The 14,879-nt window shown below is 65.2% G+C and carries 13 protein-coding genes; 10 read left to right on the plus strand and 3 right to left on the minus strand.

Translation table 11 applies throughout. The features are described 5' to 3' along the window. Positions 1-46: 46 nt before the first annotated feature. The 7 genes from guaB to Q4E95_RS04995 all read left to right on the plus strand — a co-directional run bounded on the left by guaB (position 47) and on the right by Q4E95_RS04995 (position 10,150). A complete protein-coding gene (guaB, locus tag Q4E95_RS04965) occupies positions 47-1,543 on the plus strand; it encodes an IMP dehydrogenase (RefSeq protein WP_303382269.1) in 1,497 nt (498 codons plus the stop codon). A 48-nt stretch (positions 1,544-1,591) separates the two neighbouring features. Beyond that, on the plus strand, positions 1,592-2,713 hold the full coding sequence (locus tag Q4E95_RS04970; protein WP_303382256.1) for a GuaB3 family IMP dehydrogenase-related protein: 1,122 nt from the start codon (positions 1,592-1,594) through the stop codon (positions 2,711-2,713). Between the two features lie 35 nt (positions 2,714-2,748). Then, complete coding sequence (locus Q4E95_RS04975; protein ID WP_303382257.1) at positions 2,749-3,804, plus strand: SURF1 family protein; 1,056 nt, start codon at positions 2,749-2,751, stop codon at positions 3,802-3,804. Further along, positions 3,785-4,378 (plus strand): DUF3817 domain-containing protein, encoded by a 594-nt coding sequence (locus tag Q4E95_RS04980; RefSeq protein ID WP_303382258.1) that lies wholly within the window; start codon positions 3,785-3,787, stop codon positions 4,376-4,378. Before Q4E95_RS04975 ends, Q4E95_RS04980 begins: the two co-directional genes overlap by 20 nt. Before the next feature lie 41 nt (positions 4,379-4,419). Further along, positions 4,420-6,018 (plus strand): glutamine-hydrolyzing GMP synthase, encoded by a 1,599-nt coding sequence (gene guaA / locus Q4E95_RS04985; protein ID WP_303382259.1) that lies wholly within the window; start codon positions 4,420-4,422, stop codon positions 6,016-6,018. 96 nt (positions 6,019-6,114) lie between these two features. Further along, positions 6,115-9,912 carry a DUF4011 domain-containing protein gene (locus Q4E95_RS04990; protein WP_303382260.1) on the plus strand — a complete coding sequence of 1,266 codons (3,798 nt, stop codon included), beginning with the start codon at positions 6,115-6,117 and terminating at the stop codon, positions 9,910-9,912. After that, positions 9,905-10,150 (plus strand): hypothetical protein, encoded by a 246-nt coding sequence (locus Q4E95_RS04995; protein WP_303382261.1) that lies wholly within the window; start codon positions 9,905-9,907, stop codon positions 10,148-10,150. The genes Q4E95_RS04990 and Q4E95_RS04995 overlap by 8 nt, the downstream gene beginning before the upstream one ends. 44 nt (positions 10,151-10,194) lie before the next feature. Here Q4E95_RS04995 and Q4E95_RS05000 read toward each other — a convergent pair whose 3' ends face one another. From Q4E95_RS05000 to Q4E95_RS05010, 3 genes are all read right to left on the minus strand, one after another. Then, positions 10,195-10,869 (minus strand): RcpC/CpaB family pilus assembly protein, encoded by a 675-nt coding sequence (locus Q4E95_RS05000; protein WP_303382262.1) that lies wholly within the window; start codon positions 10,867-10,869, stop codon positions 10,195-10,197. Between the two features lie 416 nt (positions 10,870-11,285). Continuing rightward, positions 11,286-11,585, minus strand: a complete 300-nt coding sequence (locus Q4E95_RS05005; RefSeq protein ID WP_303382263.1) for an FmdB family zinc ribbon protein — start codon at positions 11,583-11,585, stop codon at positions 11,286-11,288. 47 nt (positions 11,586-11,632) lie between these two features. After that, positions 11,633-12,253, minus strand: coding sequence for a 5-formyltetrahydrofolate cyclo-ligase (locus Q4E95_RS05010; protein ID WP_303382264.1), 621 nt, complete (start codon positions 12,251-12,253; stop codon positions 11,633-11,635). A 174-nt stretch (positions 12,254-12,427) separates the two neighbouring features. On the opposite strand from Q4E95_RS05010, the gene galU reads away from it, so the two are divergent. From galU to Q4E95_RS05025, 3 genes are all read left to right on the plus strand, one after another. After that, complete coding sequence (gene galU, locus Q4E95_RS05015; RefSeq protein WP_303382265.1) at positions 12,428-13,336, plus strand: UTP--glucose-1-phosphate uridylyltransferase GalU; 909 nt, start codon at positions 12,428-12,430, stop codon at positions 13,334-13,336. A 13-nt stretch (positions 13,337-13,349) separates the two neighbouring features. Continuing rightward, positions 13,350-14,036 carry a GNAT family N-acetyltransferase gene (locus Q4E95_RS05020; protein WP_303382266.1) on the plus strand — a complete coding sequence of 229 codons (687 nt, stop codon included), beginning with the start codon at positions 13,350-13,352 and terminating at the stop codon, positions 14,034-14,036. A 79-nt stretch (positions 14,037-14,115) separates the two neighbouring features. Then, positions 14,116-14,879: hypothetical protein (locus tag Q4E95_RS05025; protein ID WP_303382267.1), on the plus strand; the 764-nt coding region annotated here is incomplete at its 3' end.

Genomic DNA, 14,879 nt, shown 5'->3' on the forward strand with positions numbered 1-14,879 from the left:
TTGGTGAAAGGGAGCTTTCGTGACCGATGCCGTGCCTACCGCACTGATGGATGACCCGTTCGGCTTGACCGGACTGACCTACGATGACGTTTTGTTGTTGCCCGGCAACACTGATGTGATTCCTTCCGAAGCATCGACCAAGACCCGGCTCTCACGCCGGATCGAGATCGAGGCGCCCGTACTGTCCGCGGCCATGGATACCGTCACCGAATCCGCCATGGCCATTTCCATGGCCCGGTTGGGTGGCATGGGTGTAATTCACCGCAATCTCTCCATCCAGGACCAGGCCGATCATGTGGATCGCGTGAAGCGCAGTGAATCCGGCATGATCACCAAACCGGTGACCGTGGGCCCGGACGCGACCCTCGCCGAGTTGGACCACCTGTGTGGCTACTACAAGGTCTCCGGCCTGCCCGTGGTGGACGAGAACCAGAAACTGCTGGGCATCATCACCAATCGTGACACCCGCTACCTGCCGGAATCCGATTTCCACACCCGGCTGGTGCGCGATGTCATGACCCCCATGCCGCTCGTGACCGGCAACGTGGGCATGAGCAAGGACGAAGCTCACAAGCTGCTGGCCACGCATAAAATCGAGAAGCTGCCCCTGGTGGACGAACAGGAACGCCTCACCGGCCTGATCACCGTCAAGGACTTCACCAAGGCCGAGCAGTACCCGCTGGCCACCAAGGACGATGAGGGTCGGCTCCGTGTGGGCGCCGCCGTCGGCTTCTTCGGTGACGGCTTCGAACGTGCCATGACCCTGGTCGAGGCCGGGGTGGATGCGCTGTTCATCGACACCGCCAACGGTCACTCGCAGGGTGTGCTGGACATGATTTCGCGACTCAAGCATGAGTCCGCCGCATCCCACGTGGACATCATCGGAGGACAGGCCGCCACTCGTGCGGGCGCCCAAGCCATCGTGGATGCCGGGGCGGACGCCGTGAAGGTGGGTGTGGGGCCGGGTTCCATCTGCACCACCCGCGTGATTGCCGGTGTGGGTGTGCCCCAGATCACCGCGATCAATGAGGCCGCCAAGGCCACGATCCCCGCCGGGGTCCCGATGATTGCGGACGGTGGTTTGCAGTTCTCCGGTGACATCGGCAAGGCCATGGTTGCCGGTGCGGATTCCGTGATGCTCGGGTCGTTGTTGGCCGGTTGCGACGAGTCCCCGGGAGAACTCGTGTTCGTGGGGGGCAAGCAGTTCAAGGCCTACCGCGGCATGGGTTCCCTGGGTGCCATGCAGTCCCGCGGTAAGAAGACCTCCTACTCCAAGGACCGTTACTTCCAGGCGGACGTCTCCGACGACGAGAAGCTGATCCCCGAGGGCATCGAGGGTCAGGTGCCCTACCGCGGCCCGCTGGCTTCCGTGCTGCATCAACTGGACGGTGGCCTGCGCCAGACCATGTTCTACGTGGGAGCCCACGATGTGGCGGAGCTGAAGATGAAGGGGCGGTTCGTGCGAATCACCCCGGCGGGCCTCAAGGAATCGCACCCGCACGACATCACCATGACCGTGGAATCGCCCAACTACAAGCGCTGATTCGCCCCTCCCGCTACTCGCGCGTGATGTGCGGGGAAAGGACTATCCGTGAGCTACGACATTGAGCTGGGCCGATCCAAGCGGGCCCGCCGCACGTTCAACCTCGACGAGATTGCACTCGTCCCGTCCCGGCGTACCCGCGATCCGCAGGACGTGAGCACCCACTGGCAGATCGACGCCTACAAGTTCGACATTCCCGTGGTGGGCGCCCCCATGGATTCGGTGATGTCACCGGAAACGGCCATTGCCCTGGGCCGGTCCGGCGGTCTGGGCGTGTTGGACCTCGAAGGCCTGTGGACCCGTTACGAGGACCCGCAACCGGTACTCGATGAGATCGCGGACCTCTCGGTGGAGAACGTCCCCGAGGCCACGCGCCGCATGCAGGAGCTCTACAGCGCGCCCATTCAGCCCGAGCTGATCAAGACTCGTTTGGCGGAGATCCGAGATGCCGGCGTGATCGTGTCGGGTTCGCTGTCACCTCAGCGCGTGGTGGAGCACTACAAGACCGTGCTGGAAGCGGGTGTCGACCTGTTCGTCATCCGGGGCACCACGGTATCCGCCGAGCATGTCTCGCAGAACCAGGAGCCCCTGGACCTGAAGAAATTCATTTACGACCTGGACGTGCCGGTGATCGTGGGCGGCGCAGCGGGTTACACCCCCGCACTGCACCTCATGCGCACCGGTGCCGCAGGTGTCCTCGTGGGCTTCGGCGGGGGCGCGTCGCTGCGCACCGAGTCCATCCTGGGCATCCACGCCGCGATGGCCACGGCCATTTCCGACGTCGCCGCGGCGCGGCGCGACTACCTGGACGAGTCCGGTGGCCGTTACGTCCACGTGATCGCCGACGGCGGCCTGGGGACCTCGGGTGACATCGTTAAGGCGATCGCGATGGGCGCGGACGCCGTGATGCTCGGAACCGTGCTGGCCCGCGCCGAGCAAGCTCCGGGGCAGGGTTGGCTGTGGGGAGCAGAGTCCCACCACCAACATTCGCCGCGCGGTGAGCGCACGCGCGTGGGCACGGTGGGGTCCCTGGAAGAGGTCTTGAACGGTCCGGCGCGTCACGTGGATGGGTCTTCGAACATTGTTGGGGCGCTGCGTCGGGCCATGGCCACAACCGGTTACTCGGACCTCAAGGAGTTCCAGCGCGCGGAGGTCGTGATCCGCGACTAGTCACACGCACCAACCAGTGTTGGGCCGCTCTGAGCATGGACCGATCCCCTGACGGGATTTGGGAAACGCACAGGGCGGCCCACTACTCTTATGTGGTGCTCAAGATCGCTCTCAGCCCCCGGTCGCTCGCCTTTCTGACGGTGAGCTTGATCATTGCGGCGCTGTTCGTGGTGTTGAGCATGTGGCAGTTGAGCAGTTCGGATCAGGCCGCCGTGGTGGCCGATCCGGACAAGGACACAGTGAAACCGCTGACCGAAGTGATCAAGCCCGGCGAGGTGGTCACCTCCGCCGCTGCCGATCACACCGTGGAGATCTCCGGAACCTACGATCCCGGGTCCACCGTGGTGATACCGGGTCGACTGCACGATGGCGTGGACGGCTACTGGGTGGTCTCGGAATTGGTGGTGCAGGATTCTGCGGGACTGTGGGACACCGCTGACGGCCCGATGTCCGTGCCCGTGGCGCGCGGTTGGATCGACTCGAGCGATCAGGTGCCCGCGGCGCCGTCGGAACCCGTGACCGTGGCGGGCCGTCTCCTGCCGCCCGAGTCACCCCTGATAAATGAGGACCTCCCGGAGGGGCAGCTACCCTCCCTGTCGCCGGCGCAACTGACCAACGTGTGGGACGCGCCGCTGTACTCCGGCTACGTCGCGGCGGCCGCCGAGGTCCCCGCGGCTGACGAAATGCCGGTCACCCAACAGGGAACCCTGGCCCCAGAAGCCTCCGTGCTGAGCGACGAGCTGTTCGATCTGGACATCGATCAGCAACCCACGGACACCTCCTTGAACATGCTCAACCTGTTCTACGCGCTCGAATGGATCGTGTTCGCGGGCTTCGCCGTGTTCCTGTGGTGGCGGTTCGTCCGCGACGAGTACCTGCGCCGACAGGACCCCCAGAAGTACTTCTACCTGGAGGGCGACTACTTCTGGGACGAGGAAGAACAGTCCTTCTACTACTGGGATGAGCGCGACCAGTGCTACTACTACTTTGACGACCAACCGGCAGCGCGCACCACGTCCGATGCGGTGCCGGCGGCCGAGAACCGAACCCACCCCGAGCACGGAGCCTCCCATGAGCGAACCCACCCCTGATCCCCAGCACAACCCCAAGCCGGTTCGTCGCACGGACGGCGTGCGCGTGAGCACTCCCGCGGACGCCACCCCGGAGCGCGCCACGGTCCCCGACAATGTAAAGGCCCGGGCTGCGGCGCTGCAGCCGCGGCGTCGCTTCGGTGGAACCGAAGCCCAGATTCGGGGCGCCCTGACGTTCTACAAGATCTGCGCGTGGGTCTCCGGCACGTTCCTGTTGTTGCTCGTGGCCGAGATGATCACCCGCTACGGTCTCGGTTACGACTTGATTGCCGGGGGCACCGACAAAATCACCGGGGAACCTGTGGCCCTGGGCTGGCAGAACCTGGAGTTGGAGAACCTGGCCGGGGGAGTGAACATCTCCACCTGGATCCTCATCATTCACGGCTGGTTCTACGTGGTGTACTTGGCCGCCTGTTTCCGGATCTGGTCGCTCATGCGGTGGCCGTTCCCGCAGCTGATCGTCATGGCGCTGGGCGGTGTGGTGCCGTTCCTGTCCTTCATTGTGGAGCGCAAGATCCACCGTTCCACCGAGGTGGAGCTGGCCGCGAACCCCAAGGCCGCCAAGCGATACTGAGCGTGGGATAAAGCGGTCCCGGGTGTTCTAGACTTGGGGCCGTGACTGAAACCCCTGACAACCTCACCGAACTCGAGGACCGCCCGGTTCTTGTGGTCGATTACGGAGCGCAGTACGCGCAGCTGATCGCCCGCAGGGTCCGCGAAGCGAACGTCTACTCGGAAATCGTTCCGCACACCTGGTCCACGGAAAAAATCCTGCAGCGCAACCCCGCCGCCATCATTCTGTCGGGCGGACCATCGTCCGTGTACGCCCCCGGCGCCCCGCAGCGTGATGCCGAGTTGTTCGAGGCCGGCGTGCCCGTGCTGGGTATCTGCTACGGCTACCAGGTCATGGCCAGCGCCCTGGGCGGCTCGGTGGAGCGCACGGGTGCCCGTGAATACGGTGCCACCATGGCCACCGCGTCCCAGGACATGACGGGAACCCTGTTGGAGGGCTCCCCGGAGGTGCAGACCGTGTGGATGAGCCACGGTGACTCCGTGACCGGCGCACCCGAGGGCTTCACCACCCTGGCCTCCAGCGACGGCGCCCCCGTGGCCGCCTTCGAGAACCCCGAACGCAAGCTCTACGGTGTGCAATGGCACCCCGAGGTCAACCACTCCGCGTACGGGCAGCAGGTACTCGAGAATTTCCTGTTCAACGGCGCCCAGATCGCTCCTTCGTGGTCCACCGGGAACATCATCGAGGAGCAGATCGAATTGATCCGCGCCCAGGTGGGGGACGGCAAGGCGTTGTGCGGCCTCTCCGGAGGCGTGGACTCCGCCGTGGCCGCCGCCCTGGTGCAGCGCGCCATCGGCGATCGTCTGACCTGTGTGCTGGTCGACCACGGCCTCATGCGTCAGGACGAGGTCGAACAGGTCGAGAAGGATTTCGTGGCCGCCACCGGTGTGAAACTGCACGTGGCCCGCGAGTCGGAGCGTTTCCTGTCCGCGCTCAAGGGCGTGAGCGACCCGGAAACCAAGCGCAAGATCATTGGTCGCGAGTTCATCCGCGCGTTCGAGGCCGCGGAGGAACAGGTCCTGCGCGCCGAGGCCGCTGACGGTAAGCCCGTGGGCTTCTTGGTGCAGGGCACCCTCTACCCGGACGTCGTGGAATCGGGCGGCGGTGAGGGCGCGGCCAACATCAAGAGCCACCACAACGTGGGTGGGTTGCCGGAGGACCTGCAATTCGACCTGGTCGAACCGTTGCGCGGCCTGTTCAAGGACGAGGTTCGTGCGGTGGGCCGCGAGCTGGGCCTGCCGGAGAACATCGTGGGACGGCAGCCGTTCCCCGGACCCGGCCTGGGAATCCGCATCATCGGTGAGGTCACCGAGGAGCGCCTGGACATCCTGCGCCGCGCGGACGCGATTGCTCGCGAGGAACTCACCCGCGCAGGCCTGGACGACGACGTGTGGCAGATGCCCGTGGTGCTGCTCGCGGACGTCCGGTCCGTGGGCGTGCAGGGTGACGGCCGCACCTACGGTCACCCCATTGTGTTGCGCCCCGTCAGCAGCGAGGACGCCATGACCGCGGACTGGTCACGCCTGCCCTCGGAATTGTTGGCCAAGATTTCCAACCGCATCACCAATGAGGTCGAAGAAATCAACCGAGTGGTCCTGGACGTCACGTCCAAGCCGCCGGGAACCATCGAGTGGGAGTAATCCCACACTCGTTGTGAACGAACATCAGTGCCGGTGCGTCGGCCGCGCCACCCCGAAGCGGGCGGAGCGGTCGGCGCACTCGTGAGTAGGAGACTCATGTCTGCAGACGCGCCCCCAGAACGCCCCGAGAACACCCCCCGGACCGGGACGGATTCCAGGGTGTCCTTGCGTGCATGGACCCAGCAAATGGATGCCTATACCGGTCCGGACACGCTGCTGGAGTTCAATCGCGTGGACAACGTGTGCATCGACCTCGCGGAAGCCAATTCCTCGGGTCAGGCGCAATTGTTGATGGGCCGCCCCACCAGGCTGTCCACGATGATCCGTCATCAGGACCCCGCCTACGAACGCGCGGCGCGTTCGGCACGTGCCCTGCGCACCAAGATCCACGAACTCTCGGTCATGCACGGACTGGACGCGGCGTATTTGGCGGCCGGAACGGCGTCGTGGTTGACCAACCCCGCGGTGGACGGGCAGCGGCGTTTCATTGCGCCCGTGCTGTTGGCGCCGGTGACCGTGAAGCTGCGCCAGGACGGTAAGGACTTCGAGCTCCAGATTGTGGCACCGGCGCGGTTGAATCCCGCACTGGTGCGGAGGCTGCGCGAGGATTACGGCGTGGAGCTTGCCACCGGGGAGATGTCCCGGCTGGCCTACGGGACCCGTCGCCTGGATCCGGCACCCGTGTTGGAAACACTGAGGCAACTGGCCGCGCACGTTCCCGGCATGCACGTGGATCATCAGTTGCTCGTGTCCACCTTCGCGGACCTGCATGAACGCCCCGCGGACGAGAAGGTTGCCGCTCGTACCGCATTCGTGCGAGATCTTGCGCGCCTGAAGAACAGCGAGGTGGGCAAGCTCCCGGTGGTTGCCGCGCTCGAGAACCGTGCCGAGCCCTTGGACCACCGCGACCCCGCCCAGGAACTGGCGCTGGCCGATCTGGACGAAAGCCAGCAGGAGGTCGTGGACCTCGCCGAACAGGGCGAAAGCTTTGTGGTGGGCACGCCCGTGGGCACCCCCGCGATCGACACGGTGGTGGCCACCGTGGGTTCGCTCGTGTACCGCAACAAAAGTGTCCTGGTGCTGGGCGAATCCCGCACCACACTTGCCGCTTTCACTCGCTCCTGGAATCGTCTGGGCCTGGATTCTCTGGTCCTGCCGTTGGGGTCGCATCTAAGCGACGACGACGTCGCGGAGCGCCTCGTGCGCGCCATCGCCCGCAACGAAAGCGCTGAGGAGCCGGACCTCGACCAGCTTCACGACGCCCTCACGTTGACGCGCAATCAACTGCGCGGCCACGAGGAATCCCTGCACGCGGTGCGTCCGCGCTGGCAGGCCTCGCCCTATCAGGCCATGCAGGCCCTGGCGGAGCTGACCGCACGCGACCCCGGCCCGCAGACGCCCGTGCGCTTCCGCCGCTCGGTGCTCGACGCCGTGTCCCACCGCTCCGAGGTGGAGAAGCAGTTGGAGCGCGCCGCCCGACTGGGTGCCTTTGACGCCGAGACCCTGGCGGGTCCATGGAATGGCGCCCGGCTCGTCAACGACGACGAGGCCCATGAGGCCCATCAGCTGGCCAAATCGCTGTTGCTCGAGTTGACCACCCTGAAGACCGGGGTCCGCAGTGTGCTGGGCGTCTCCGGGCTGCGACCGGCCGCCACCATCCAGGAGTGGGCCCAACAGCTGTCCCTGGTGATCGAGGTGGGCGATTCACTCAAGCATTTCACCCCGGACATTTACGACCGTCCCGTGACCGACCTGATTGCCGCGACCGCTTCCGCGGGGTGGCGCCGGGATCACGGGATCGAAATGACCGGCCTGCAGCGCTCGCGGCTGCGAAAGGCCGCCAAGGAGTACATGCGCCCGGGCGTGCACATCTCGGACCTGCACGCCGCGCTGGTCAAGGTGCAGTCCGAACGGGACCGCTGGCGCACCTGGGCCACCTCCCTGGAGCAACCGGCGGTGTCCGAGCGGGCACGCGAGGTCCGTGACATCCAACGTCGGTTCACCGAAGACCTCGAAGGTCTCTCGATTGCCCTGGAGGGCTCGGCCACCGCGGCCACACTGGAATCCGCGGACGTGGAGCAGCTGGAAACCACGCTGGACGAACTCATCAATGACGAGGCTCACCTGGCCACCCTGCCGGAGCGGACCATGCTCCTGGACGACCTGCGTTCGCGCGGGTTGGGTGAGTTCCTGCAGGACATGCAGGACCGGCGAGTTCCCGCCCACGAGGTGTGTGGTGAGTTGGAGCTGGCCTGGTGGCAGTCCGTCCTCGAGGCAATGATCAGCGGCGATGACTTCGTGGCCATGCCCCACGGTCATGAACTGCGCCGCGCCGAGTCCACCTTTCGGCGAGCGGATTCCGCCCATGTTGCCTCTGCACCCGCCCGGTTGACCCACGAACTCGCAACCCGCTGGAAGCACAGCATCAGGCGCGGGCCCGTGGCCGCCCGCAATCTCCGAGACATGTTGCGTTCGGGTCGGATACGCCCGGCGCACTTGAGCGCGGCGGAAGAGCTCGTCAAACAGCTGGTCCCCGTGTGGACCGCCAGCCCGCTCGTGCTCTCGGCCACCCTGGCCGAGGATCAGCACATCGACACCGTGGTTATTCTGGATGCCGAGTCCACGCCGCTGGCGGCTACTCTGCCCGCCCTGGTGCGCGCGGATCAGGTGATCGCGTTCGGGGACCCGCACGCCGGTAATCCCCACCCCTTCACCGTGGCGCCGCAGCAGAATTCCGGCGACGACCCGCAACCGGTGGCCGAACTGGAGTCCGCCTTCGAGGCTTTGAGCCGGGTGCTTGATCAGCGCGGTTTGACGTCGGTGCGCCGCGCCATGGACCCGCGCTTGTTCAACTACCTGAACTCCGCGTTCTACGACGGCGCGCTGTCTCGCCTCCCGCACGCGGCCGAGCTGGTCAGCCCGACCACGGGAATGTCCGCGGAGTACGTTGCGGACGGCGTGGGTGTGCTGACCGCCGGTACGGAAGGGGTGCAGGCGCCGTCGGCGGAGGTTGCGCGCACGGTGGATCTGGTTTTTGCCCACGCATTGCGCCACCCCGGGCGGTCCCTGGCCGTGGTGACGGCCAGCGCGATGCATGCGACGCGGGTGGCCCAGGCCGTGCAGCGGCGGCTGCGTGAGAACGGTGAGACGGCGGATTTCTTCGCGCCGGGTCGGGAATCGTTCCGCGTGGTCGAACTCCATCGCGCCGCGGGGATCGAACGAGACACCGTGATTTTTTCGCTGGGCTTCGGCCGGACCACCTCAGGGCGCTCCACTGCCAATCTGGGCGCGCTGTCCGAGAAGAACGGCCGGCAGGCCTTTGTTCGCGGTATGACCCGGGCGCGCAGGCATACGCATATCGTCACGTCCATCCACCCCAAGGACACCGAGGAACGCCGCCTTCAGTACGGTGCGCGAGACATGTACCGCATGCTTGAGCTGCTGTTCGGCGAGTCCACCGTTTCCGAGAAGGCTCAAGCGCCCGTCACGAACACCGGCGACGCCGCGGATGCCCTGGTCGCGGACCTCGCCCACCGGTTGAGCCGGGCCGGTGCCACGGTACACACGGGCTACGCGGACATCATTGATGTGGTGGCCTACGCTGACGCCGAGTCCCTGTCCGCCGGTGCCGTGGTGCAACCGGCCCAGGGCAGCCAGCCTCCTCGTATTCCCGTGGCCATGGAATCCGACGGATCGGACCGCAGCCGAGAACTGAGCGTGCGGGAACGCTCCCGGCTGATCCCGCAGCAACTCGAACGGGCTGGCTGGAATTATGTGAGCCTGTGGTCCGTGGAGGTCTTCACGGACCCGCAGACCGTGGCTTCGCTGGTGCAGCGCTACCTGGGGCTGAACACCCGGATGACGCCGAAAAACACTGAGAACAGCCATGAGTAACGAGCCGACGGCACATAACGCAGCGTCCGAGCAGACCCCGGAACCGCGCACGCGGCGCAGGGGTCAGCGGCGGGCCACCGGTGGGCGTGTGCCGGACCCGAACCTGGCGGTCAATGATCCCGCGCTGTCCGCCGGACCGGGTGATCCGGATCGAGCAGAGTCCGGTGCTACGGAAGCACAGTCCGACCGCGACCACGAGCAATGGTTGAAGGAACAGCGGCCACCGCACTGGGGCTGAGAGCTCAACGCACCGGCCCGGCAATTCATTGGGCAGACCCCGAACTAATCGGCGACCAGCACCAACGACGTCCGTCCGGAACCATCCAGGGCAGCCAGGCCGGATGCAATGTCTCGGGGCGCAGCCAGGACCACCAGTCCGAGATCGGTGTCGGTTCCCGAGGCCGACAACGGTGACGAGTCCTGGGCCGCATCCGCGGGTGCACTCCACAAAACGGTGACGGATTCGGCCACGGTCTTCAGCGTGTCGTGTTCGGCGCTGTCCGGCTGGTGAACCACGTCCACGCTGTCCCCGGGACGGATGTGCCGCAGGACCGCGGGATCACTCACGCGAATACTGGCGGCCGTGGTTCCGTCCGCCTGACCCTCGAGCAATCCGGGACCGAGGACCGCGGATTCCGTCAGGAACTGCCCGGGGACCAGGGCCACGGTGGCCGGCTGACCCGTCACGAGCGCGGGATCCGTGAGAGCGCCGTCCGGAACCCAATCGGTTGGGACATCCCGAACGTTCAGATCCGAACTGGTTAATGCCTGCCCGGCCGGGATCGGATTCACGACGGTGAGCACGGGAGAAGACTGCGCGCTCGGGGGAGCGAAGCGCAGGATCAGCAGGGTGAGCGCCACGGCACACAGTGCGGCGGCAACCAATCGGTGGCGGCGGTTCACCGCCGTGCGAAAACGCAGACTCAGCGGATAGCGGGCGCGGGCTCGTGGACTCATGCCCGAACAATACGAGCAATTCCAGATCGCCATTGTTGGCAGGCTGCACGCTGGGGACATCGTGGATCGGAGCACCCGAAGCGCGGGGTCTGTGGAGGGAGAAATAACAGTACTGAAGGCATGACACGTCTAGCCCAAGTGTGCCGTTTCGTCCTGGAGTGGGATGCAAATGACATGTCGAGGTGTTTCTAGTGACGCGGCACCTTGGAACGTTTGCTGCTCTTGGCTTCGGGTCTGGCCATCGCCTGGAACGGGTGGCTTTCACCGCATCTGGGTAGTGGCTCCGATGAAGGTGCCGCACTCATGGCAGCCTTTCTTGGGCCCCTGTGGCTGGTCGGACTCCCGCTTTTTGTGGTCGGCGGGGCGCTCTGGTGGTTCTCGAAAGAACGCGCCTTTCCGCGGTAGTAGGCACCTTGTCATTTGGCTGAAGGGGAAGCTGAGGACACGGCTTTCTCAGTCGAACCGGATGAGGATGACTCCGCAGGGACCGAGCTGGATGCTGACGACTCCGATCCGGACGTAGCGGAGGACTTGGCGTCCGAACGAGAATCGTTGCGGTAGAAACCGGAGCCCTTGAACACCACGCCCACGGTGTTGAACTTCTTACGCAGCTGACCGCCACATTCGGGGCACTCGGTCAGGGCGTCATCCGAGAAGGACTGACGGATGTCGAAGGCATGGCCGCAATCTTTGCAGCCGTAGGCGTAAACGGGCACGGAATTCCTCACTACGGGTTGGCACTGGTGTGGACCGAGTGCCAATTCTACTCCGCCCGGGTCGGGGCGGGGGTGTGATCTTCGATGCCCCCAAGGGCTACTATGCCGCGTTCGGTCAGTGCCTGGGTCATCACGGCGTCGTGGGACTCGTGCGGGATGCTGCCCGGATCCAGGATCTCGTCGTGGAACACGCACGCGAGCATTTCCGGTAATGGCTGCGCGGCTGCGAGACGTTCCAAGAAGCGGTCGTAGTAGCCGCCCCCGAAACCCAGCCGAACGCCGTCGGCGCCCACCGCAACGGCCGGGATGACCATGAGGTGGATCGTCTCGAAAACCTCGATGTCGTGCCGTGGCCCCACCGGTTCACGCAAGCCGGGCAACGAACCTGCCGCAAGGGCGATGCCCGGCCGCCATTGGCACCACAGCATCGCGCGGTCGGACTTCACCACAGGAACCCACACCCGGTGGCCGCCACGGTGGGCCGCCTCGAGGGCGGCCAGCAGCGGGGGTTCGGTATCCAGGGGAAGGAAGGCGGCAAGGTCCCCGGTGGACGTTACGGCCAACTTCCGCATCAGGTGTTCGGCCAACGCGTGCGACGCCGCCTCGCGCACCTCGCGTGAACGACGACGCCGCTCGGCCAGGATGCGATGGCGCAGGTCAGTTTTCATGGCCCCGTTCAAGTCTCCGGAGCCCATCACAACCCCCTCCGTGGTCGGTTCGAGCAGTAGTCGGTGGCGGGGAACAGGTGGGAACCGGTTGTCCCCTTATGAAGCCACGATGACAAAGCCTGCATATTTCGCCTCAATCAGTTGCTCGGAAGGATCGTCCGTTAACCTGAGTCTATGAGCCCTAATCAAACCAAGCGCGCCCACAAAGCGGTCATTCCCGCGGCGGGTCTGGGAACCCGTTTCCTGCCCGCAACCAAGGCCATGCCCAAGGAAATGTTGCCGGTGGTCGACCGACCGGCCATTCAATACGTTGTGCAGGAAGCCGTCGATGCCGGCTTGGACGATGTCCTGATGATCACGGGACGTTCCAAGCGCGCCCTGGAGGATCACTTCGACCGCGTACCCGCGCTCGAGGCGTCCCTCAACGAATCCGGGAAGGACAAGCTGCTCAAAGAAGTAGAGCACGCCTCCGACCTCGGCGAAATCCACTATCTCCGCCAGCAGGACCCCAAGGGCCTGGGTCATGCGGTGCTGCGTGCCAAAACCCACGTGGGCGATGACCCCTTCGCCGTGCTGCTCGGTGACGATCTCATTGACGAGAGCGAAGATCTGCTGGAGCGCATGATTGACGTCCAGCAAGTCACCGGCGGGTCGGTCGTGGCCCTCATGGAAGTGCCGAAGGATCAGATCAGCGCCTACGGATGCGCGGACATCACCGCGGTGGACGGTGAAGAGTACGTCCAGGTCAACGGCCTGGTGGAAAAGCCCTCCCCGGAGGAGGCTCCGTCCAACCTGGCCATCATCGGCCGCTACGTGCTGCATCCCGAGATCTTCGAGATCCTGGAGAACACCGCCCCGGGTCGCGGCGGTGAAATCCAACTGACCGACGCCATGCAGACGATCTCCGACGAGGGCGATCAGGCGCACGGCATGTACGGCGTGGTCTTCAAGGGCCGCCGCTTTGATACCGGCGACAAATTGTCCTACCTCAAGGCCAACATCGTGCTGGCGTGTGAGCGCAGCGATCTGGGCCCGGACCTGCGCGAATGGGTCAAAGAATTCGCCAAGGATCTGCAGGACTGACATCCGAGCAACCGTGAGCACTGACGTGGTGTGGCCGGTAAGCGTGCAATGGGCGCAGCTCACGCTGCGCCCATTGTCCATGCGTGACCGCGCTGAATGGGACTCCGTCCGCTATCGGAACCGCGAGTGGTTGGAACCATGGGAAGCCAGCAACCCGTTGCCGGGGGGAGATCCACCCACCTACCGTCAGTTCGTGCGGCTCATGCGCGCCCAGGCGAAACAGGGCACGTGCCTGCCCTGGTTGATCACGGAGCTGAACCCGGACACGTGCCGTCACGAGTTGGTGGGGCAGCTGAGCGTTTCCAGCATCATCGGGGGGTCATTCCGGTCCGCGAGTCTGGGGTACTGGGTGGACGCTGCCCAGGCGGGCCGGGGGATAGCGCCCATGGCGGTTGCGATGGCCACGGATTATTGCTTCCAGCATTTGAATCTGCACCGGATGGAAATCAATATTCGGCCGGAGAATGTCAAATCATTGCGGGTTGTGGAGAAACTCGGATTTCGGGACGAAGGATTGCGCAAAGACTTCCTGCACATTTCCGGGCACTGGCGTGATCACCGCAGCTTTGCGTTGACGTCACCCGAAGTTCCCCGCGGGCTGGTGCACCGCTTCACCGGCTCCGATGAACCCATGAGCGTGCGCACGGGCCGAACCCGACGGGCCCGGCAAGGGTATCCTGAAGAAAGCACCGCGTCATAAGGCAGCGAAAGACATCGCCGTCAGCAACACGGTGCTGCGTGGCACAAAATTCGTGCCGTGCTCCTTTATGGTGGGGGTCGTGGGATTGACATGGGTAAGTAGCTCGGCCGTTCTGGCCATCGTGTGCGTATTGTGCGCGGTATGGCTGGCACCTCGAATCCTGCGTCGTGAAGACACCCCCGTGCTGGCTCAAGTGGACGCGCGCGACCTTCGGTTCGATGCGCCCCGCCATGGCCCCCAGCGCACTGCAGTGAGTCTTGCACCCAAGACGTCAACCTACGAACGGGAGAGCACCATGGAGACGCCGGTAACGGAACCGTCCACCGCGGCAGCCGCGCACCGCCCCATGGCCGGCATGCGCATCCGGTGGGACCGGACCTTGATCTTTCTGGCCGGCGCCATGCTGTTGTTCACCGCATTGATCACCGGCGTCATGGCACCCTTCACCGCCGTGACCTGGGCCGTACCCACCGTTCTCACGCTGTTGGGTGTCGGCTGCGTGGCGGGTCTGCGATATCTCGCCGTCGAAGAGCAGAACGTGCGCCGCGCCCGCGGCTCCGTGAGCGCGCCGGTGGAGCAGCCCGAGCAGAAGCTTTTCGACAATGAGGACGAGAACCGCCAGGACGAGCAGGTCCGCGAACGCCGCGCCAAGGCCGCACTCGATCTGCCCGAATCCGTGGAACAGCCGCAGTACGAGGCGGTCGACAAGGCCCACGAGCCCGCCTATACGGTGGACGAGCTGCGCGCCGAAGCGCTCAAGGTCGCCCGTTCCACCGCCCCCACGTTCGAGGGCAAGACCACCTGGAAGCCGGTTCCGGTTCCCAAGCCGCTGTACACGCAGGC

The organism is Kocuria sp. (genome assembly GCF_030536815.1).
In the GTDB taxonomy this organism is placed as follows: domain Bacteria; phylum Actinomycetota; class Actinomycetes; order Actinomycetales; family Micrococcaceae; genus Kocuria; species Kocuria gwangalliensis.